This window comes from Streptomyces sp. NPDC056987, from assembly GCF_042673865.1.
Lineage (GTDB): Bacteria > Actinomycetota > Actinomycetes > Streptomycetales > Streptomycetaceae > Streptomyces.
In genome coordinates, this window is record NZ_JBHURV010000026.1 from 59,624 (window position 1) to 79,599 (window position 19,976).

19 protein-coding genes are annotated in these 19,976 nt (G+C 72.9%); 8 read left to right on the forward strand and 11 right to left on the reverse strand.

The annotated features are described in order from the left end of the window. Window positions 1–162 precede the first annotated feature (162 nt). Window positions 163–582 carry a hypothetical protein gene (locus ACFTZC_RS27110; RefSeq protein ID WP_382894025.1) on the reverse strand — a complete coding sequence of 140 codons (420 nt, stop codon included), beginning with the start codon at window positions 580–582 and terminating at the stop codon, window positions 163–165. A gap of 84 nt (window positions 583–666) precedes the next feature. On the opposite strand from ACFTZC_RS27110, the gene ACFTZC_RS27115 reads away from it, so the two are divergent. Next, the gene (locus ACFTZC_RS27115) at window positions 667–1,179 is read left to right on the forward strand and encodes a GNAT family N-acetyltransferase (RefSeq protein WP_382894026.1); all 513 of its coding nucleotides are present in this window, start codon (window positions 667–669) and stop codon (window positions 1,177–1,179) included. A gap of 52 nt (window positions 1,180–1,231) precedes the next feature. Here ACFTZC_RS27115 and ACFTZC_RS27120 read toward each other — a convergent pair whose 3' ends face one another. The 4 genes from ACFTZC_RS27120 to ACFTZC_RS27135 all read right to left on the reverse strand — a co-directional run bounded on the left by ACFTZC_RS27120 (window position 1,232) and on the right by ACFTZC_RS27135 (window position 4,797). Continuing rightward, window positions 1,232–2,176, reverse strand: a complete 945-nt coding sequence (locus ACFTZC_RS27120) for an ABC transporter substrate-binding protein (protein ID WP_382894028.1) — start codon at window positions 2,174–2,176, stop codon at window positions 1,232–1,234. Between the two features lie 114 nt (window positions 2,177–2,290). Continuing rightward, entirely contained in the window at window positions 2,291–2,956 is a 666-nt protein-coding gene (locus ACFTZC_RS27125; RefSeq protein ID WP_382894030.1) for an ABC transporter permease, read from the reverse strand. A 6-nt stretch (window positions 2,957–2,962) separates the two neighbouring features. Further along, window positions 2,963–3,628 (reverse strand): ABC transporter permease, encoded by a 666-nt coding sequence (locus ACFTZC_RS27130; protein ID WP_382894032.1) that lies wholly within the window; start codon window positions 3,626–3,628, stop codon window positions 2,963–2,965. Further along, window positions 3,625–4,797 carry an ABC transporter ATP-binding protein gene (locus ACFTZC_RS27135; RefSeq protein WP_382894034.1) on the reverse strand — a complete coding sequence of 391 codons (1,173 nt, stop codon included), beginning with the start codon at window positions 4,795–4,797 and terminating at the stop codon, window positions 3,625–3,627. The genes ACFTZC_RS27130 and ACFTZC_RS27135 overlap by 4 nt, the downstream gene beginning before the upstream one ends. A 169-nt stretch (window positions 4,798–4,966) precedes the next feature. Here ACFTZC_RS27135 and ACFTZC_RS27140 point away from each other — a divergent pair, with 169 nt between their 5' ends. From ACFTZC_RS27140 to ACFTZC_RS27150, 3 genes are all read left to right on the forward strand, one after another. Continuing rightward, window positions 4,967–6,718, forward strand: a complete 1,752-nt coding sequence (locus tag ACFTZC_RS27140) for an aromatic amino acid ammonia-lyase (RefSeq protein WP_382894036.1) — start codon at window positions 4,967–4,969, stop codon at window positions 6,716–6,718. A gap of 11 nt (window positions 6,719–6,729) precedes the next feature. Continuing rightward, window positions 6,730–7,566, forward strand: a complete 837-nt coding sequence (locus tag ACFTZC_RS27145; protein WP_382894038.1) for a MurR/RpiR family transcriptional regulator — start codon at window positions 6,730–6,732, stop codon at window positions 7,564–7,566. 153 nt (window positions 7,567–7,719) lie between these two features. Further along, window positions 7,720–8,286: a hypothetical protein gene (locus tag ACFTZC_RS27150; protein ID WP_382894040.1), complete on the forward strand. Its 567-nt coding sequence runs from the start codon at window positions 7,720–7,722 to the stop codon at window positions 8,284–8,286. An 8-nt stretch (window positions 8,287–8,294) separates the two neighbouring features. On the opposite strand, the gene ACFTZC_RS27155 is transcribed toward ACFTZC_RS27150, so the two are convergent. The 5 genes from ACFTZC_RS27155 to ACFTZC_RS27175 all read right to left on the reverse strand — a co-directional run bounded on the left by ACFTZC_RS27155 (window position 8,295) and on the right by ACFTZC_RS27175 (window position 12,427). Beyond that, window positions 8,295–8,669: a hypothetical protein gene (locus ACFTZC_RS27155; protein WP_365808339.1), complete on the reverse strand. Its 375-nt coding sequence runs from the start codon at window positions 8,667–8,669 to the stop codon at window positions 8,295–8,297. 210 nt (window positions 8,670–8,879) lie between these two features. Continuing rightward, window positions 8,880–9,314 carry a roadblock/LC7 domain-containing protein gene (locus tag ACFTZC_RS27160; protein ID WP_382894042.1) on the reverse strand — a complete coding sequence of 145 codons (435 nt, stop codon included), beginning with the start codon at window positions 9,312–9,314 and terminating at the stop codon, window positions 8,880–8,882. Window positions 9,315–9,402: 88 nt separating this feature from the next. Next, window positions 9,403–10,146 (reverse strand): transcriptional regulator, encoded by a 744-nt coding sequence (locus ACFTZC_RS27165; protein WP_382894157.1) that lies wholly within the window; start codon window positions 10,144–10,146, stop codon window positions 9,403–9,405. A 92-nt stretch (window positions 10,147–10,238) separates the two neighbouring features. Then, window positions 10,239–10,760 (reverse strand): hypothetical protein, encoded by a 522-nt coding sequence (locus tag ACFTZC_RS27170; RefSeq protein ID WP_382894044.1) that lies wholly within the window; start codon window positions 10,758–10,760, stop codon window positions 10,239–10,241. Between the two features lie 233 nt (window positions 10,761–10,993). Beyond that, entirely contained in the window at window positions 10,994–12,427 is a 1,434-nt protein-coding gene (locus tag ACFTZC_RS27175) for a diaminopimelate decarboxylase (protein ID WP_382894159.1), read from the reverse strand. A 173-nt stretch (window positions 12,428–12,600) separates the two neighbouring features. On the opposite strand from ACFTZC_RS27175, the gene hutU reads away from it, so the two are divergent. The 4 genes from hutU to hutI all read left to right on the forward strand — a co-directional run bounded on the left by hutU (window position 12,601) and on the right by hutI (window position 18,441). After that, window positions 12,601–14,292: a urocanate hydratase gene (gene hutU, locus ACFTZC_RS27180; protein ID WP_382894046.1), complete on the forward strand. Its 1,692-nt coding sequence runs from the start codon at window positions 12,601–12,603 to the stop codon at window positions 14,290–14,292. A 77-nt stretch (window positions 14,293–14,369) separates the two neighbouring features. Beyond that, the gene (locus ACFTZC_RS27185) at window positions 14,370–15,611 is read left to right on the forward strand and encodes an allantoate amidohydrolase (RefSeq protein WP_382894161.1); all 1,242 of its coding nucleotides are present in this window, start codon (window positions 14,370–14,372) and stop codon (window positions 15,609–15,611) included. Beyond that, complete coding sequence (locus tag ACFTZC_RS27190) at window positions 15,608–17,110, forward strand: formimidoylglutamate deiminase (RefSeq protein WP_382894048.1); 1,503 nt, start codon at window positions 15,608–15,610, stop codon at window positions 17,108–17,110. Before ACFTZC_RS27185 ends, ACFTZC_RS27190 begins: the two co-directional genes overlap by 4 nt. A 122-nt stretch (window positions 17,111–17,232) precedes the next feature. Then, the gene (hutI, locus tag ACFTZC_RS27195) at window positions 17,233–18,441 is read left to right on the forward strand and encodes an imidazolonepropionase (RefSeq protein WP_382894050.1); all 1,209 of its coding nucleotides are present in this window, start codon (window positions 17,233–17,235) and stop codon (window positions 18,439–18,441) included. Window positions 18,442–18,484: 43 nt separating this feature from the next. On the opposite strand, the gene ACFTZC_RS27200 is transcribed toward hutI, so the two are convergent. Next, window positions 18,485–19,903: a hypothetical protein gene (locus tag ACFTZC_RS27200; protein WP_382894052.1), complete on the reverse strand. Its 1,419-nt coding sequence runs from the start codon at window positions 19,901–19,903 to the stop codon at window positions 18,485–18,487. Window positions 19,904–19,976 lie beyond the last annotated feature (73 nt).

The window sequence follows — 19,976 nt, forward strand, 5'->3', positions numbered from 1 at the left end:
CCATGGACGCCAGGACACGGCAACCGGCCCTGACCCGGACCGTGTCCCTCGCGGGGACCGCCGTCGTCCCGCCCCCCGGTATCGGGGGTGCGGCGGTCCCCGCGACTATCCCTTCGGCGAGGCGCTCGTCCGTCGCTCCGGTCCGGTCTGCTCCGGTCCGGCTCAGTCCTCCCAGTCGGACTCCGTACGCGGCCGCCGGGACAGCCACGGCAGGCCGCGCGAGGCGTGCACCGCGTTGACCGCGACGATGCCGATCCAGCAGACGACCAGGCCCCCGAAACCCGCGTTCACCACGGCGATCGCGGTGAGCGGGACGGCGAGGACGAGGGAGACGAGACCGAACCCGAAGCGCTCCCCGAACCCCTCCACGGGGACGGCCGACGGCGCGCTCCCACGGGCGGCGACCATCTGCTTCTCCGCGAGCTGGCGCCGGACGCGGCGGTCCACCGTGCTGTCCAGACGCTGTTCCACTTTCTCCAGGAACGACTCGATGAGCGCGGAGTCGTAATCGGCTCCCAGCTCGTTGCGGGCCTGGAGCGTGGCGTCGAGTTCCTTCTTGAGCTCAGGATCGCGGGCTTCCATACCGGTACGGTACGAAGCGGGCGGGCCCGGGTCATTGGGGCTAACCCCCGTCTTCGCCTGCGGTACACCCGAGGAGATGGTGCGGTGATCGAGGTACGTCACTACGGCCAGGGCGAGCTGCCGGACATCCGCCGGGTGCTTCTCGGCATCCACGCGGACATCCCCGAGTACCCGCCCGACGACCCCTTCGTACGCCGCTTCCCCTGGTTCGTCGATCACTGGGGCGCCCGCCCGGGGTTCACCTGCGTGATCGGGTACGACGGGGACGAGCCCACCGGATTCGCCTACGGCGCGCCGCTGGCCGAGGGCCGGGAGTGGTGGCGGGGCCACCGCACGCCGGATGCCGGGGCGTCCCGTACGTACGCCGTGTCGGAGCTGATGGTGCGTCCGCCGTGGCGGGGGACCGGGGCCGCGGGCCGGCTCCACGGAGCCCTGCTGGCGGAGCGCGACGAGGACCTGGCGGTGCTGCTGGTCGACGCGGCGCACGCCAAGGTGCGGGCGCGCTACGAGAGCTGGGGGTATGAACGGGTCGGCGAGGACCGGCCGTTCGCGGACTCGCCGGTCTTCGCCGTGATGGTGAAGCCCCTGGGGCCCTGAGCCGGCTGGGCGCCGAGTGCCTGGGGCCCTGAGCGCCAGTTCGTTCTCAGGCTCAGGCCTTCTTTGTCAGGCCCCGCTCGTCCGTCCACGCCCGCGCCACGTCCTCCGGGTCCTTCTTGTCCTTGTCGACCTTGCGGTTCAGCTCCGTCAGGTCCTCCGTCGACAGCGCGTTGCCCAGCTCCGCCAGCGCCTTGCGCACGGTGGAGTCGGCCTTGCGGTCGGCGATCAGCGGGACGATGTGCTGGCCGGGGATGAGGTTCTTCGGGTCGGTGAGCACCACCCAGCCCTCGGCGGCGATGTCGGTGTCCGTGGTGAACAGGTTCGCGACGTCCACGTCCCCCTTCTTCAGCGCCCCCTTGACCAGCGGTCCCGAGGAGTCCAGCGACTTGAACTCCTTGAACTCCACCCCGTAGATCTCCTTGAGCCCCACGACCCCCACCACCCGCTTCTTCACTTCGGGTGCGGCGCCGATGACCAGCTTCCCGTTCTGCTTCCTCAGGTCCGCCAGCGTCGTGAGGCCGTACTTCTCGGCGGTCGCGCGGGTGACGGCGAAGGCGTCGGAGTCCTCGGCCTTCCCGTACGGGAGGACCTGGAGCCCTGCCGGGAGGGCGACGGCCAGGGCGTTCTGCATCTCGCCCTCCTCCGTGGCGGTGGCCTTGGGGGAGAGGTAGTGCAGCAGGGCGCCCTGGTACTCGGGGAGCAGATCGATGTCCCCGCCCTTGAGCGCGGGGATGAGGATCTCGCGGGTGCCGAGGTTGGGGCGGACCTTCGTCTTCACCCCGGCGGCGCCGAGGACGGAGGCGTAGAGGTAGCCGAGGATCTGGTTCTCGGTGAAGTTGGCGGTGCCGATGGTGAGGCCGTCCGCGCTGGAACCGCCGCCCCCGTTCGCGCCGCCGGAGCTCTGGCCGTCGAGGGAGGTGATGCCGCTGCTGCACGCGGCGAGCACGGGGACGGAGGCCGCGGCGAACAGGCCGCCGAGGAGGGTTCGCCGGTTCATCGGTGCGTTCATTGGAAGCTCTCCCGGAAGGGGGTGTGCGGAAGGGGTACGGAGGGGGTGGTGGCGGCGGTGGAGGCGGTGGGGCGGTTGGGGCGGTGGGAACCGGTCGCCGCGTCAGGCGGGCGTGCGGTGGCGGAACAGGAGGCGCTGGAGCCCGGAGAGCGCCAGGTCCAGCACGACGGCGACCACCGCGACCAGCACCGCCCCGCCCAGCACCTGGACGAGGTCGCGCTGGGCCAGGCCGTCGAAGACGTACCGGCCCAGGCCGCCGAAGCTGACGTACGCGGCGATCGTCGCCGTCGCCACCACCTGGATCAGCGCGAGCCGCAGCCCGGTCATGATCAGCGGCAGCGCGAGCGGGATCTCGACCTGGAGGAGGACCTGACGGCCGCGCATGCCCTGCCCCCGTGCCGCGTCCTTCACCTCCGGGTCGATCGCGCTCATCCCCGCGTACGTGTTCGTCACGATCGACGGGATCGCGAGGGCCACCAGCGCCACGTACACCGGGGTCATGGAGAGCCCGCTGGCCAGGAAGACCAGCACGACCAGGCCGACCGTCGGCAGCGCGCGGCCGAAGGAGGCCAGGTTGATGGCGAGGAACGCGCCGCGCCCCGTGTGCCCGATCAGCAGCCCGAGGGGGAGCGCGATCACGGCGGCGATCAGGGTCGCGAGCAGCGAGTACTCAAGGTGCTCGGCGAGCCGGTGGCCGATGCCGTCGGCTCCCGCCCACTGCTCGCTCGCGGTCAGCCAGGTGCCGAGGTTCTTGAAGAGTTCGTACATGCCGGGTCAGACCTTTCCGCTCGCCTTGGGACGGCCGGGACGCCTCGTCCAGGGCGTGAGTACGTACTGCACGCCGACCAGAGCCGCGTCCGCGACCAGCGCGAGCAGCAGCGTCAGGACGACGCCGGCCACCACGGGGGTGGGGAAGTTGCGCTGGAACCCGTCGGTGAAGAGCTGTCCGAGGCCGCCGTCACCGATGTACGTGGCGACGCTGACGAGCGAGATCGACATGACCGTGGCGATCCGCACCCCCGCCATGATCACGGGGAGCGCGAGCGGCAGCTCGACGGTGAGGAGCGTACGGAGCGGGCGCGTGCCCATCGCGGTGGCGGCCTCGCGGGCCTTGACCGGTACGGAGTCGAGCCCCTCGACCGTGTTCCGCAGCAGGACGACCAGGGTGTAGATCGTCAGGCCGATCACGGTGGTGGTCCTGGTCAGCCCGGAGACGGGCAGCAGCAGCACGAAGACCGCGATGGACGGGATCGTGAACAGGACGTTGGAGAGCCCCAGCAGGAACCCGCGCAGCGGGCGCACCCGGTGCGCCAGGACGGCGAGGGGGAGGGAGATCAGCAGCCCGAGCAGGACGGCGGTGAGGGCGGCCTGGAGGTGCGAGACGGTGAGGGTGGCGAGGTCGCCCGCGTGGTCGGAGATCCACGACCATTGGATGGTCATGCGGCTCCGTCCTTGGCCACCGCGTCCTTGACCGACGTGTCCTTGGCCGCCGTGTCCTCGGCCACCACGGTGGCCCTCGACGCCGCGCGGTGGCTGTGCCCGGCGTGGTCGTGGATCGCCTCGCGCGAGGTGACCCCCGTCAGCACGCCCTCCGTGTCGACCCTGGCTATGAGCCCCGTGGGTGAGGCGATCGACGCGTTCAGCGCCGCGAGCAGCGAGTCCGTGTCGCGCAGCGGCCGTACGGGGGCGAGAACCGCCTCGCGCGCCGTGCCGGAGCCGGTGCCGGGGCCCGCGTCGGGGTCCAGCCAGCCCAGCGGCTCGCCCTTCGCGGTGACGACCAGCCGTGGCCCGCTGCCGCGTGCCGGGGCCGGCTCGTCCTCCCGTACCGTCGTCGCCCGCTCCACCGGCACCTGGGCGAGCGTCGTCAGCGAGAGCAGCTTCAGCTCGCGCTCCGCGCCGAGGAAGTCCGCGACGAACGCGTCCGCAGGGCGGGCCAGCAGTTCGGCGGGGGCGGCGCACTGGACGAGATGGCCGCCCGTACGGAAGACGGCGATGCGGTCACCGAGCCGTACCGCCTCGTCGATGTCGTGCGTGACGAACGCGATGGTCTTGTTCAGCTCCTGCTGGAGGCGGAGCAGCTCGTCCTGGAGCTGCGTCCGTACGACCGGGTCGACCGCGCCGAAGGGCTCGTCCATCAGCAGCACCGGCGGGTCGGCGGCGAGCGCCCTGGCCACGCCGACGCGCTGCTGCTGGCCGCCGGAGAGCTGGTGCGGGTAGCGCTTGCCGGCGTCGGCCGCAAGACCCACCGTCTCCAGCAGCTCCGCCGCCCGGCTCCGGGCCTTCTTGCGGCCCCAGCCGAGCAGCAGGGGCACGGTCGCGATGTTGTCCAGGACCGTGCGGTGCGGGAAGAGCCCGGACTGCTGGATGACGTAGCCGATGCCGCGCCGCAGCTCGGCGGCGTCCTGGTCGAGGATGTCCTTGCCGCCCAGCCTGATCGTGCCGGAGGTCGGGTCGACCATGCGGTTGATCATGCGGAGCGTGGTGGTCTTGCCGCATCCGGAGGAGCCGACCAGGACGGTGATGCCGCCCTCGGGCATCTCCAGCGTCAGGTCGTGGACCGCCGTGGTGCCGTTGGGGAAGCGTTTGTTCACCGCGTCGAATGTGATCATCAGTAGTCCCTTGAGTCGCCCCGCGTCTCATGCCCGCGTCTCTTGCCTCGCTGCATATAGTCATGCAGAGTTCTTGTTCCCTGAATAGATTGTCAATGCCTGCGGGTAAATCACAGGTTACGGAAGACCGCAGGGCGAGACGCGAGGTCCGAAAAGAGGGATTTTGAGCATGATGTCGTCCCGCATGATGGATCCACGGGATGGGGACGGGGGTGCCGGTCCGGCCGCTTCGGCCACTCCGTCGAATCCAGCGAATCTATCGAATCCGTCGAATCCTACGATCCCGTCGATTCCGTTCATTCCGGCAGTTCCGCCTGTCCCGTACGTCCCGTCCATCGTCGTGCTCGACGGACAGAGCCTCCCGGTCTCCGACATCGTCCGGCTGGCCGACGGCGCCGCCCGTCCCGTGCCCGGGACCGAGGCGATCAAGCGGGTCGAGCGGAGCTGGCACACCGCCCGTGAGCTGGCCGCTTCGGGGCGGGTGTACGGGCGCTCCACCGGCGTCGGCGCCAACCGTACCGAAGCCGTGCCCACCGAGGCGGCGGCCGACCACGGGCTGCGCCTGCTGCGCAGTCACGCCGGCGCCATAGGGGAACCGCTGCCCGCCCGCGAGGTCCGCGCCATGCTCGCCGTCCGCGCCAACCAGCTCCTGGCGGGCGGCGCCGGGCTGCGGCCCACCGTCGTCACGGCCCTCTGCGACGCCCTGGAGACCGGCGCGTACCCGCTGGTGCACGAATTCGGCTCGGTCGGCACGGGGGACATCGCCGCCCTCGCGCAGATGGGCCTCGCCCTCGCCGGGGAGCACCCCTGGCAGCTCACCGACGAGCACCCCGGGCGGACCGGACCGCCGCCCGCCGCCCAGCCGCTCGACAACAACGACGCCCTCGCCCTGATCAGCAGCAACGCCCTGACCCTCGGCCAGGCCGCGCTCGCCCTGCACGAACTGCGCCGCCTCGTCGCCGCCACCGAACTCGTCGCCGCGCTCTCCCTGCTGGCCGTCGACGGCTCGTACGAGGCGTACGCGGAGCCCGTGCACGCCGCGCGCCACCACCCCGGCTCGTACGCCGTCGCCGCCGACCTGCGGGCGATCCTCGGCGCCCCCGAACGGCCTGGGCCGCCGCTCGGCCGCATCCAGGACCCGTACGGCTTCCGCTGCGTCCCGCAGATCCACGGCCCGGCGCGGGACGCCGCCGACGCGCTGGAGCGGGCGCTCGCCGTCGAGATCAACGCCGCCGCCGAGAACCCGCTGATCCGTCCCGGCACGGACGAGGACCCCGTGCCCGCCGCCTACCACCACGGCGGCTTCTACCTGGCGCAGATCGCCCTGGCGCTGGACCACTTCAGGCTCTCGCTCGTCCAGACCGCGCGGCTCTCCACCTCCCGGCTCTCCGCGCTCAACGAGCCGGGCTTCACCCGGCTGCGGCCCTTCCTCGCCGACGCGGAGCCCGCCAGCTCCGGCGTGATGATCCTGGAGTACGCGGCCGGCGCGGCCCTCGGCGACCTGCGGGCGTTCTCCGCGCCCGCCTCGCTCGGCCACGCGGTGCTCTCGCGGGGCGTGGAGGAACAGGCCAGTTTCGCCTCCCTGGCCGCCCGGCAGACCCTCCGTCTCGCCGCCCCGTACCGGCTGGTCGTCGGCTGTGAACTCGTCGCCGCCGTAAGGACGTTGCGCCAGCGCGGGCTGCGGCCCGAGCCGGATCTGCCGGTGGGCCGGGCGTTCGCGCTGGCCGAGTCCGTGCTCGACGAGGCGGTGGAGGACCGGCCGTTGACCGATGATGTGACGGCGGCGGCCGCACTGCTCGACCGGTTCACGGAGCTGGCGAACGACCTGACCACCCACCCGCCGGCCACGACGACGGACCCCGACCCGTACCTGGACCGGTACGGCCCCCCGCGCCACGACCGACCCCAGGAAGGGAATTGAGGGAAACGCGCATGAGCGACAGCCCCGCCGCCCGGCTCCAGCAGCTCTTCGAGGGCCACCGCCTCACGCCCACGCAGCGGCGCATCGCGCACAGCATGGTGCGCCAGGCGGTGGACGCGCCGTTCCTGTCCAGCGTCGAGCTGGCGGAGCTGGCCGGGGTCAGCCAGCCCTCCGTCACCCGCTTCGCGGTGGCGCTCGGCTTCGACGGCTACCCGGCGCTGCGCCGGCACCTGCGGGAGGTCTCGCCGGGCGAACGGGCGGAGGGGGAGACCCCGTACAACGAGTACCAGCAGGCCGTGCGCGGCGAGATCGAGAATCTGCGCCGGCTCGCGGACCTCCTCGCCGATCCCGCGCCCGTGGAGCGCGCGGGCCGGCTCCTCGCGGACTCGCGCCCGCTGCCGGTGCTCGGGCTGCGCGCGGCCTCCTCGCAGGCGCGCGGCTTCGCCTACTTCGCGGCCAAGGTCCACCCGGACGTACGGCTGCTGGACGAGGGCGGCACGATGCTCCCCGACCGGATCGACACGGCGAGGAGCGCGGGCGCGAGCGCGCTGCTCTGCTTCGCGCTGCCGCGCCATCCGAAGGAGGTCGTGGAGGCGCTGGCCTACGCGCGCTCGGCGGGGCTCACGGTGGTGACGGTCGCGGACTCGGCCTTCGCCCCGGTCGCCGCCCACAGCGACCTGCTGATCCCGGCGGCGGTCGGCACGGGCCTCGCCTTCGACACGGCGTGCGCGCCGATGCTGCTGGGCCGGGTGCTGCTGGAGGCGATGTGCGACGGGCTGCCGGACGCACAGGCGCGGCTGGAGGAGTTCGACGCGCGGGCATCGGCGCGGGGACTCTTCGTGGAGTGAGGGCCCTTGGCGGTGCTCCTCGTGAAGCTCTTCGTCAAGCTCTTGGTGAAGCTCTTCGCGGGTGAGGATTCCTCGTTCTCAGGAAACGCTCAGAGTCCGTCACTAACCTGCCGCCACACGGTGGGGCAGCACGCTTGAGGAGGCGGGTAGGTCGTGGCGCGCGCGGGACAGTCTCTGGCACGGGTGGCGGTGGTCGTACGGGCCGGGGCGGCCCCCTTGTGGTGGCTGGGGGTGCTCGCCACCGGGATCGGGCTGCTGCTGCCCGGGATGACCGGACGCCGCGTCGGCGGGTACGCGGGCGCCGCGCTCTTCGTGGTGTGCGCGGTGGCCGTCGCTCTCGTACGCCGGCGCCGGTACACCGGGTGGGCGGACGCGGCGACGCGCGCCGGGAAGTTCGACTTCCTCCAGGACCGGGCCGTGACGGCGCGGAACTGGCGGCGCGCCCACCGGTGGTGGCTGCTGGCGGCCTTCCTCGCCGCCGTGGCGAGTTCGTTCGTGCTGCCGGCCGCCGCCGGGCCCGCCCTCGCGGGCGCGGGCGCCGGGCTGTGGCTCAAGGCGGCCTGGCTGGGGCGGCGCGAGGAGCGGGACGACGCGCTGCTGTGGGTCCGTACGGACTGGGCCGGAGCCGGGCGGCCCGTCGGTGCGAAGGTGAAGGGTTTCCGGACGACGGGGCTCGGCGCGGGCGACGCCGTGCCCGGCGGGGCACGGCGTCGTCGCTGAGCCGGTGGTCAGACCTCCAGCTCGGACTCGATCTTGCTGAGCTGGTGGCGGGCCATCGCCAGGTTCGCCCGCGACTTGTCCAGCGCCAGGTAGAGGAAGAGCCCGCTGTTGCCGCGGCCCTTGAGCAGCCGGATCAGGTGGTACTGGTTCCCGAGCGTGATCAGGATGTCCTCGATCTCGTCCTTCAGGCCGAGCAGTTCCATCGTGCGGACCTTCGACCGGACCACGTCGGTGTTGCCGGCCGCGGCGACGGTCAGGTCGAGATCCTTGCTGCCGCCGACCGTCCCGAGGGCCATGCCGCTGGAGTAGTCGACGAGGGCGGCCCCGAGGGCCCCTTCGATGACGGTGACCGCTTCTTTGAGAGCGGCTTCGGTGTTGGCCATGAACGTCGCACTTCCTTTCCGTCGTACGGACGCCCGGGGAGTTCCGGACGCCCGGGGGGCGCGTGTTCTTCGTGAGGGGGAGGGGGTGGAGGGGTTCAAGGAGTCGGAGGAGCCTGAGGAGTCGGAGGAGCCTGAGGAGTCGGAGGAGCCCGAGGGGGCGGAGGAGGTGGAGGGAACAGAGGGGCACTGCGGGCTGGAGGAGGCCATGGGTCAGGCGTTCTCCAGCCGTTCGAGGGCGCCGTCGACCAGTTCCCCGATCCGGGCGCTCGATCGGCGCGCCTCCAGATGCAGCCGGCCCACGTTGATCCTGGACTCCGCCAGCAGGGTCAGCACCGCCGAGGAGCCCGCCGCGTACGTGGCGACGTACCCCAGCTCACCCCGGATCAGCAGCTCCTTGAAGGCGCCCTGCCCGGTGGCGTCCGACAGCCGCATGGAGACGCCGAGCGCGGCGGCGGTGAGCGCGGCGACCCCCTCGGCTTCCACGTCCGCCGTGTCCTGCGCCAGCACCAGACCGTCGGTACTGGCCGCGAGGGACCCGGTGAGCTGCGGGAGGCGCGCCCGAAGGCGCCTGAGTTCGCCGAGTACGTCGGCCTCCGCTGTCATCAGCTGTCTCCTCTCGGCGCGCGCCCGCAGAGCACGCCTCATGACGCCGTGGCTCGGCCTGTTCGGACCGGGCCGTACGGGCCCGCTCCCGGCCGGGGACCCTCGGAGTCTCGGTGGATGGGGCGGAAAGTCACAGGGTTGCCTCCAGTGCGTCGCGGAGCCGGCGTAACAGGGCGATGTCCGGGGCCGCGGAGACCGTCGCGACCCAGGAGGGAACCGTCGCGTGGGGGGCCGACGACGGGTCGTCGGGTGTCTCGACCAGACCCGCGGCGGCCAGCCTGCGGATGTCGAGAAGGGTGTGGAACGCGGGCCGTCCCAGCGTCCATGCGATGGCCACCGGGGTCCGTACGCCGTCGGCCAGCTCCAGCAGGGCCCGCTGTCTTCGGGTGACCGCCTGACCGGGCGCCGGTCTTCGGGCGACGACGGGGGCGGTGTCGACGGCGGCGTACGGCCAGACCTGGTCGAGGAGTTCGCGCCGCCGCAGGGTCTCGCGCTCCACGGCCGACGCCGTGACGGGCCGTACGGTGCCGATCCAGTGGGCCGCTCCGTAGCGGAAGCGGGTGGGGCCGCTGGCGGGGGCGAGGGCGAAGAAGGCGGCGTCGAAGAGCGCGCCGGTGTGGGCTATCTCCAGCTCGCCGTTGTGGAGCCAACCGCTGTCCACGAGGAATCTGCCGACCTCGCGGCGGGTCCCCGCCCGGTCCACGGCCTCGTCCCAGCCGGCCCGGGGCAGCCGGCCCCCGGCGGTGAGGAGGACGTCGATGCCGGGGGCGGCGGGGCTCTCGGCGTGTACGACGCGGCCGTCGCTGAGGTAGAGCGTGCCGTGGTCGCGCAGGAGGGCGCCGGTGGCCCGTTCGCCCGCGAGGCGCCCGAGCATCGGGGAGACGACGGAGGCGGCGGAGGCGGTGGAGGCCTGGGGCGTGGACGGGGTGGAGGCGGCGTCGGGCGAACGGGGTTGTGGTCTGCCGGTCATCCCAGTACCAGCCGTTCGGCGAGGCGGCCGAGGCGTAGCCGGGCGAGGGCGAGATTGCCCGTGTCGCGGTCCATCCAGAGGTGCAGGAAGACGCTGCTGTCGAAGGTCGTCTCGACGAAGCTGAGGATGTGGTAGCCGGTGCGGGTGGTGACGATCAGATCCTGGACGGGAGGGCCTTTGCTGCCCTGCCCCTCGCTGTCGCCGTCGCTGTCGCCGTTGTTCGCGTCCGCGCGCGTCGTGGCGTCCGCGCCCTGCGTGCCGCCGCCGGGGGCGCCCGGTCCGCTCGTGCCGGGCGCGCCGGGTAACGCGGACCCGTCCGGCGGTTCGGGGGCGAAGGCCGTGTACTCGGCCGCGGCGCGCGCCAGTTCGGCGGTTTCGGCCGCCGTGGCCTCGTGGTCACCGTTGGGTGACTGGCCCGCCGTGCCGAGGGCGAGCCCGCTCGTCCAGTCGACGATCGCCGCGCCGCGCGCTCCCGGCAGGCTCATGGCCTCTTCCAGGCACGCATCGATTCCGGGCACGCGGACTCTCCTCCCAGACGGGCGTGCGGGCGCACTGCCGTACAGCAGTAACCGCGAGATTACGCAACGTCCGCGCGAGGGGAGGGTGTTCTGGCATTTTCCATCGGAACATGCACGCGATTCCGAGGTACTTGATATGAAGAAGGCTGGATCTGGTGGTTCCCGCCGAGTCGTTCCCGCCCGGAATGTTCCGTCTGGTCGTTCCCGTGCTTCCGCGCCCGTGCTCCCGCTGCTCAGTCCAGCAGCGCGTCGGCGTACGCGCCGCCCGACTCGGCCACGATCCCGTCGGTCGTCTGCTGTTCTCGTACGGTAGCGAAGCGCACCTCGCCGCCGGTACCCGCTTTCACGACAAAGCCGTGAATCCCCGGCCTGGCAAGGCTGTTGTAGGAGTAGTGGGCGGTGAAGAAGTACGCTCCCGTGTCGAGCGCGGCGACGAGATCACCCTGCTCCAGCAGGGGCATCGGCCGGTTCTCGGCGAGCAGGTCGCCCGCGAAGCAGGCCGGCCCCGCGATGTCCTGGGCCACGGCGGGACCCGTCCTGGGCCGTCCCCCGGCGTCGTACGCGGCGATCCGCAGGGGCCAGGAGGCCGGGGCGTAGACGGTACGGGTGGCGACCTGCGCGCCTGCGTGGGTCACGGCGATGGGCCGGCCCCCGGCGGACTTGGCGTATTCGACGCGCGCCAGGACGGCGCCGTGCTTGGCGAGCAGCGAACGGCCGAACTCCGTCACCAGCCCGTACCGCCCGTCCAGCAGCCCGGGCACGGTGTCCTTGAGGAGCCGGGCGTACGTGGCGTAGGTGGGCGTCTCCTCGTCGCCGGCGAAGTTGACCGGGAGTCCGCCGCCGATGTCGAGGGTGTCGATCTGCCGGCGCCCGGCTGCCGCGTTGATCTCCTCGGCCAGCTCGTAGAGGCTCCGTACGCCCTTGGCCATCAGGTCGAGGGGGACGCCCTGCGAGCCGGAGTGGGTGTGCAGCCGGGTGAGCCAGGGGCGGTCCAGATACGCCTGGACCACCCAGGCGCGGGCGCCCTCGTCGCGCAGCGCGACGCCGAACTTGGAGGTGGCGGTGGCGGTGGACAGCGCCCCGATGGAACCGGCGCCGAGCTGCGGATTGACCCGCACTCCGCACGGCGGGACGGGGGAGGCGGCGGTGGCCGGGGCCCCGGGGCCCGGGGCGGCGCGGCCTCCGGCCCCGGTGGCCGAGCCGACCAGCGCGTCGATACGGGCCAGCTCCTGCGGGTTGTCCGCGTTGACGGCGATGCCGAGGGCGAAGGCGTCCCGCAGTTCGGCGGCGGTCTTGGCGGGGGAGTCGAGGACGGTGCGGTCGGCCCGTACCCCCGCCGCCCGGGCGAGCGCCAGCTCCCCGGGGCTCGCGACCTCGGCGCCGATCCCTTCCGCGGCCAGCAGGCGCAGTACGGGCACCAGGGGCGCGGCCTTGACGGCGAAGGCGTGCAGGACGGGCGTGCCGGGCGCGGTGACCTCGGCGAAGGCGGCGTGGAGCGCGGCGGCCGAGGCGCGGATCCCGGCCACGTCGAGCAGGGCGACGACCGGGGCCGCGTCCCCGACCAGCCCCTGCTCGACGGCGGCCCGTACGGCGCGGTCGCGACGGGCGGCGGGGGAGAGGCGCGCGGAGGCGTCCGGGGGCGGGTCCGACGGCGTGTCCGGGGGCATGTTCGGGGGCGGGTCCGACGGCGTGTCCGGGGGCGGGTCCGAGGGCGTGTCTGAGGGCATGGGCGCCAGCCAATCATCCGGTGGGCGACCCCGCAGTGGTTGACTAGTTCTATTCATCCGGTCAGGATGTGAATAGATTGTTCAACAGGAGCGTCACGGAGGAGGCACCCGCCATGTCAGGACCCCGGCCCGTACGGGCACCGCGCGGTACGGAACTGAGCGCCCTGGGATGGCAGCAGGAAGCGGCCCTCCGCATGCTCCAGAACAATCTGGACCCCGAGGTCGCCGAACACCCCGACAAGCTCGTCGTCTACGGCGGCACCGGCAAGGCCGCCCGCGACTGGCGCTCCTTCGACGCCATGGTGCGGACGCTGCGCACGCTCAAGCAGGACGAGACGATGCTCGTCCAGTCCGGCCGGCCCGTGGGCGTCATGCAGACCCACGAATGGGCGCCGCGCGTGCTGCTCGCCAACTCCAACCTGGTCGGCGACTGGGCCAACTGGGAGGAGTTCCGCCGGCTCGAATCCCTCGGGCTCACCATGTACGGCCAGATGACGGCCGGGTCGTGGATCTACATCGGCACGCAGGGCATCCTCCAGGGCACGTACGAGACGTTCGCCGCCGTCGCCGCCAAGAAGTTCGGCGGCACGCTCGCCGGGACGATCACCCTCACCGCCGGTCTGGGCGGCATGGGCGGCGCCCAGCCGCTCGCCGTGACCATGAACGACGGGGTCGCCATCTGTGTCGACTGCGACCCGCGCGCCATCGACCGCCGTATCGAGCACCGCTACCTCGATGTGCGGGCCGACAGCCTGGAACACGCCCTCCAGCTCGCCACCGAGGCGCGCGACGCCCGCCGTCCGCTCTCCATCGGGCTGCTGGGCAACGCGGCCGAACTGCTGCCGCGCATGCTCGCCGAGGGCGCGCCCGTCGACATCGTCACGGACCAGACCTCCGCGCACGACCCGCTGGCGTACCTGCCGATCGGCGTCGACTTCGACGACATGGCCTCGTACGCCGCCGAGAAGCCCGCCGACTTCACCCGGCGGGCCCGTGAGTCGATGGCCCGGCACGTCGAGGCGATGGTCGGCTTCATGGACGCGGGTGCCGAGGTCTTCGACTACGGCAACTCCATCCGCGGCGAGGCCCAACTGGCCGGATACGACCGGGCCTTCGCCTTCCCCGGCTTCGTGCCCGCCTACATCCGGCCGCTCTTCTGCGAGGGGAAGGGCCCGTTCCGCTGGGCGGCGCTCTCCGGCGAGGCGTCCGACATCCACAAGACCGACCGGGCGATCCTCGACCTCTTCCCCGAGAACGAGTCCCTGCACCGCTGGATCAAGATGGCGGGCGAGCGCGTCCACTTCCAGGGCCTGCCCGCCCGGATCTGCTGGCTCGGCTACGGCGAGCGCGACAAGGCGGGCGAGCGCTTCAACGACATGGTCGCCTCCGGCGAACTCGCCGCGCCGCTCGTCATCGGCCGCGACCACCTGGACTGCGGCTCGGTCGCCTCCCCGTACCGCGAGACCGAGGCCATGCTCGACGGCTCCGATGCCATCGCGGACTGGCCGCTCCTGAACGCCATGGTCAACGTCGCCTCCGGTGCCTCCTGGGTCTCCATCCACCACGGCGGCGGCGTCGGCATGGGCCGCTCGATCCACGCGGGCCAGGTCTCGGTCGCCGACGGGACGCCGCTCGCGGGCGAGAAGATCCGCCGCGTGCTCACCAATGACCCGGGCATGGGCGTCATCCGCCATGTCGACGCCGGGTACGACCTCGCGGAGACGGTCGCCGAGGAGCGCGACGTCCGCGTCCCCATGCGCGAGGACACGACCGCCGCCGCGCCGGCCGAGGGCGCCACGGCATGACGGCCCCCGCTTCCTCCCACGAGCCCGCCTCCTCGCAGGAGCCTTCCTCCTCCCGCGAGCCCGCCTCCTTCCAGGAGATGTGGCGCGATCTCGCCCCCCTCGGCCGCGACCCGGGCAGCGGCGGCTACCGCCGCTACGCCTGGACCGCCGCCGACGCGGACTGCCGCGCCTGGTTCCGCGCGCAGGCCGAGGACCGGGGTCTCACCTGCGAGGTCGACCGCAACGGCAACCAGTGGGCCTGGCTCGGCGACCCCCTCGCCGGGGACGCCGTCGTCACCGGATCGCATCTCGACTCCGTACCCGACGGGGGCGCCTTCGACGGGCCCCTCGGTGTCGTCTCCTCCTTCGCCGCGCTGGACGAGCTGCGGCGCAGGGGAGCGCGGCTCACCAAGCCCCTGGCCATCACCAACTTCGGGGACGAGGAGGGCGCCCGCTTCGGTCTCGCCTGCGTCGGCTCCCGGCTCACCGCGGGCCGGCTCACCGCCGCCCAGGCCCATGAGCTGCGCGACGGCGAGGGCATCCCGCTGCCGAAGGCGATGGAGGCCGCCGGATACGACCCGGCCACCCTCGGCCCCGACCCCGAACGCCTCGCCCGGATCGGCGCGTTCGTCGAACTCCACGTCGAGCAGGGGCGCGCCCTCGACCTCTCCGGCGACCCCGTCGGCATCGCGTCCGCGATCTGGCCGCACGGCCGCTGGCGCTTCGACTTCCACGGCGAGGCCAACCACGCGGGCACCACCCGTCTCGCCGACCGCCGCGACCCGATGCTGACGTACGCGGAGACCGTCCTGGCCGCCCGCCGCGAGGCGGAACTCGCCGGGGCCCTCGCCACCTTCGGCAAGATCTCCGTCGAGCCCAACGGCGTCAACGCCATCCCCTCCCTCGTCCGCGGCTGGCTGGACTCCCGCGCCGCCGACCAGTCCGCCCTGGACACCGTCGTCGCCGCGATCGAGGCCGCCGCCCGCGAGGCCGCGGACCGCGCGGGCATCGACGTGCGGGTCGTACGGGAGTCCTTCACCCCCGTGGTCGAGTTCGAGCACGCCCTGCGGGACGAACTCGCCCGCATCCTGGCCCACCGCCCCGGATCCGGGGGCCGGGTGGCGGACCGGGCCGGATCCGGGGGCCGTGAGGTTCCCGTGCTCGGCACCGGCGCCGGACACGACGCGGGCATTCTGTCCGGCTCCCTCCCGACCGCCATGCTGTTCGTACGGAACCCCACGGGCGTCTCCCACTCCCCGGCCGAATCCGCGGCCGAGGACGACTGCGTGGCCGGTGTCCTCACCCTCGCCGACGTACTGGAAGGACTCGCGTGCGCATGAAGCGGCCGACCGCCTCCTCGGGCCGGACCCAGGTCACCGCCCGGCCGGAATCCGCCACCCCGGCCACCGGCACCGGCGCCGCCCGGACCGGGAGCGCGGAGACCGCCGGCCCCGCCGGCCCGCCCGAACCGGCCCGCACCTACTGGCTGGAGCACGCCTGGCTCACCGACGGCCGGCCCCATGTCGAGCCCGGCGTGGCCGTCGACGTCACCGGCGGCCGGATCACCGCCGTACGCACCCAGGTCACCACCCCGCCCCCCGGCGCCACCGTCCTGCGCGGCCTGACCCTCCCGGGACTGGCCAACGCCCACTCGCACGCCTTCCACCGCGCCCTGCGCTCCACCGTCCAGGTCGGCTCCGGCACCTTCTGGACCTGGCGCGAGATCATGTACGGGATCGCCGCCAAGCTGACCCCCGACTCGTACTTCGCCCTCGCCCGCGCCGTCTACGCCGAGATGGCGCTGGCCGGCATCACCTCCGTCGGTGAGTTCCACTACCTCCACCACGCCCCCGGCGGGACGCCCTACGACCAGCCCAACGCCATGGGCGAGGCGCTGATCGCGGCGGCGGCCGAGGCCGGGATCCGGATCACCCTCCTCGACACCGCCTATCTCTCCTCCGGCATCGCCCGGCGGCGCGGCGGCGAACCCCCTGAGCGGCACCAGCTCCGCTTCTCCGACGGTGACGCGACCGCCTGGGCCGAGCGCGCCTCCGCCCTCGCCTCGGCCGTCAAGGACAGCGACCAGGCGCTGATCGGCGCGGCCGTCCACTCCGTACGCGCCGTCCCCGCCGAACAGCTCGCCACCGTCGCCGCCTGGGCCGGGGAACACGGCGCCCCGCTCCATGTCCATCTCTCCGAGCAGACCGCGGAGAACGAGGCCTGCCTCGCCGTCCACGGCGTCACGCCCACCCGGCTGCTCGCCGACCACGGCGTCCTCGGCCCCCGTACCACCGGCGTCCACAACACCCACCTCACCGACGCGGACATCGCACTCCTGGGCACCGCCGCCACCGGCACCTGCATGTGCCCCACCACGGAGCGCGACCTCGCCGACGGCACCGGCCCCGCCGGACTGCTCCAGCGCGCGGGCTCGCCGCTCTCCCTCGGCAGCGACAGCCACGCCGTCATCGACCTCTTCGAGGAGGCCCGCGCGATGGAGCTGAACGAACGGCTGCGCTCCCGCCGCCGCGGTCACTGGACGGCGGCGACGCTCCTCGACGCGGCCACCGCGGGCGGCCACGCGGCCCTCGGCCGGCCCGACGCGGGCCGCATCGGGCCCGGCGCGCTCGCCGACCTCGTCACGATCGCGCTGGACTCCGTCAGAACAGCGGGCACGCTGCCACGGCTCGGCGCGGAGACCGCCGTATTCGCCGCCTCCGCGGCTGATGTACGCCATACGGTCGTGGGCGGCCGTCATGTCGTACGCGACGGAGCCCATGCCCTGATCCCCGATGTCCCGGCAGCCCTCGACCGGTCCATCGCCGCCCTGCGCGGCTGACCCCACGGACCGCGCCGCCGGCACCACGCCCCGCGCGGCCCACCCGCCGCACGGAGCGCCCGAAACGCCGCCCCGCGCGGCCCGCACGAGCCCCCGCGCGGCCGAAGGAGATCATTTTTTCCATGACGACGACCACGGCCACGGCCACCACCACCGGGACCACCACCACCCTCATCACCAACATCGCCGGTCTGGTCACCAACGACCCCTCTCTCGGTGACGGAACCCCTATCGGTCTGATCCAGGACGCGGCCGTCGTCATCGACGGCGACCGCATCGCCTGGGTCGGTGAATCAAGCAAAGCACCCGCCACTGACAACGCCGTCGACGCCGGTGGCCGGGCCGCCCTCCCCGGCTTCGTGGACTCCCACTCCCACCTGGTCTTCGCGGGCGACCGGACCCAGGAGTTCAACGCCCGCATGTCCGGCCGCGCCTACTCCGCGGGCGGCATCCGCACCACCGTCGCCGCCACCCGCGCCGCGACCGACGCCGAGCTGGACGCCAACGTCGCGCGCTACCTCGCCGAGGCGCTCCGCCAGGGCACCACCACGCAGGAGACCAAGTCCGGCTACGGGCTGACCGTCGCCGACGAGGCCCGCGCCCTCCGTATCGCCCGGGAGCGGACCGACGAGGTCACCTACCTCGGCGCGCACATCGTCCCGCCCGACCACGCCGCCGACCCGGCCGCGTACGTCGCCCTCGTCACCGGCGAGATGCTGGACGCGTGCGCCCCGTACGCCCGCTGGATCGACGTCTTCTGCGAGCGGGGCGCCTTCGACGGCGACCAGGCCCGCGCGATCCTCACCGCGGGCCGCGCCAAGGGCCTGCACCCCCGCGTCCACGCCAACCAGCTCTCGTACGGCCCCGGTGTCCAGCTCGCCGTCGAACTCGACGCCGCCTCCGCCGACCACTGCACCCACCTCACGGACGCGGACGTCGACGCCCTCGCCCACAGCTCCACCGTGGCCACGCTGCTGCCCGGCGCCGAGTTCTCCACCCGCGCCGCCTGGCCGGACGCGCGCCGGCTGCTCGACGCGGGCGCGACCGTCGCGCTCTCCACCGACTGCAACCCCGGCTCGTCGTTCACCTCCTCGATGCCGTTCTGCGTCGCGCTCGCCGTACGCGACATGGGCATGACCCCGGACGAGGCGGTCTGGTCGGCCACCGCGGGCGGCGCCGCGGCCCTGCGCCGGACGGACATCGGCCGGATCACCCCCGGCGCCCGCGCCGACCTCGCCCTCCTCGACGCCCCGAGCCATGTCCACCTCGCCTACCGGCCCGGCGTCCCCCTGGTCTCCTCGGTCTGGCGGAACGGCACCCGCGTCCACTGACACGGGGCCGCTCCCCGCCCGCGGGCGGGACCTCTGTGCCCACCTACCCCTTCAGCGCGGCGACCTCGTCGATCCGGGGCCGCAGCTTCCGTACGGCCAGCGTCTTCGCGTACGGCTTCAACCGCCGCCGCATCGTCTCGAAGTGCTCGTCCCCGCGGGCCGACGAGACGTGTTCGTAGTCGTCCAGGAACTGCCACCAGCTCCCGCACGCCGCCTCCAGGTGGCCGAGCTCCAACTGGCGCTGCGCCAGTACGGCGAGGAAGTGGACGCGCCCCTGGCGCTCGTGCTTCTGCTGCACCTGGAGGGACTGCTGGAGCGCGGATATCGAGCCCGGCAGGTCCTTGAACTCGTACAGCACGTGCGACACATGGAAGAGGTACGCGGTCCTGTCGTAGCCGCCGATCGACTCACGCCGGTTGTCCGCCTTGGTCAGCGCGGCCTCCGTCTGGCGCAGCCGGCCGAACGCCTGCCGCTTGTCCCCGACCATCGCCGCCGCGTGCGCCTGCTGCCCCGACAGGAAGGCCTGGAGGCGCGGCTCGGCCTTCGGCGACGCCTCGGCGGCCGAGTCGGCCAGCTCCAGCGCCCGCTTGCCGTACCCGAGGTTCGACGCCTGGAGGGACATGCCGCGCAGCGTCCGGCAGTACGTGACGTGGTCCCCCGCGGAACCGGCCAGCTCCAGGGCCCTGAGGTAGTACTGCTGGCCCAGCCCGTGCGCCCGCTCGTACATCGCCATCCAGCCGGTCAGGTAGACCAGGTCGGAGGCGGCGGCGAGCATGTCGTTGCGCACGGGCTCGGCGGCTTCCGCCTTCAGCCACGGCATGACCGTGTTCACCAGAAACGCCGCCGCCATCGGGCGCGCGTGACCGCCCCCGAGTTCATCCAGAATGTCCGCTATCCGGTCCGTCATTGTGCGTACGGCCTGTACCTGTGGCGCGCCTATCCGTACGGTCCGCTTCCCTGGAGCGGGTGTCGAAGGGGCCGCCGCGTGGGCCAGATCGGGGAAGAGCGGGACGACGACGGCGGCGGAGAAGAGCCCTGCGGCGATCAGGCCGCGACGTGACGGATCCATGTCTGCTCTCCCCATGTCGGCCAGTTCTTCGATCGTGTTGACACCGGCGGAGCCGGTGGAGCCGACGGAAGCGGTGAAACCGGCGGAGCCCCCCGGGGCGCCGGTGAAGCCGGAGCCCGGAGGGCCCGGGCGCGCGACGGGCAGTCCGGCCTCGGCGTGCGTGACCGGACGGCCCAGTTTCCGTGCGAAAGCCTCCACGATCAGCGGCCTGACCTGGTCCTTGGGCATGGTGCCCGCGACCCAGTGGGAGACCGCCGACTGGTCGTAGTGGAGTTCGAGCCCGGCCTCGGCGCCGATGCGGTTGATGATCAGTGCGAACTGCGCACGGGACCACTTCGCCTGCGCCAGCAAACCGGCGAGACCGGTGTTCGGAGTGCGGGAATTACTCGCCATGTGTCCAACTCCCCCAAGCGTTCATGGCTTTCATCATCAGACTGTTCTCCACGGTACTCGCGGAGGGTCATAA